Genomic DNA, 462 nt, shown 5'->3' with positions numbered 1-462 from the left:
GTGGTGAGAATGCTCGCGGAGAACAGTAGCCACTCGCTCGACCACGGGAGGTGCACTATGTACGAGACAGTACGGTGCGGTGCGCTCTCTGGCCCCCCAGGGTTATCTTTTACCCGTCGCACACCAACGAGGCCGTCGAGCTCGATCGCCGTGGCTGACCTATTCGCGAACTTAAGGAGCTGCTCCTGCGGCGTCCCGGTCACGTCGCTCGGCAGGTCGAGAAGCGAGACCATGATGGATGCCGGTACCGGCAATCCCTGGATAGCTCCCAACGACATGATGAGATCCACAGCATTCTGGCTACGGGCAGATGCCAACATCTCGCGGATGCTCTTCTCCAGCATGGTCCGCAACGCGACACGACGCTCTACGGGCGCCTCCGCGAGCACATGTTCAAGTAGCTGTCCAAACTTGAGATCAGTGGCATCGTCAATCGGGGCGCGCACCCAACCGGGTGGAAGC

At 60.8% G+C, this 462-nt stretch carries 1 protein-coding gene; it reads right to left on the bottom strand.

Annotation, left to right across the window (positions count from 1 at the left end; translation table 11 throughout):
• The coding region (locus tag H7U32_RS10085; RefSeq protein ID WP_204469895.1) for a hypothetical protein at window positions 1-344 on the bottom strand (344 nt) is incomplete at its 3' end.
• Between the last annotated feature and the right edge of the window lie 118 nt (window positions 345-462).

The organism is Bifidobacterium pullorum subsp. saeculare, assembly GCF_016899725.1.
Lineage (GTDB): Bacteria > Actinomycetota > Actinomycetes > Actinomycetales > Bifidobacteriaceae > Bifidobacterium > Bifidobacterium pullorum_C.
This window is presented reverse-complemented; position numbering and strand designations above follow the sequence as displayed.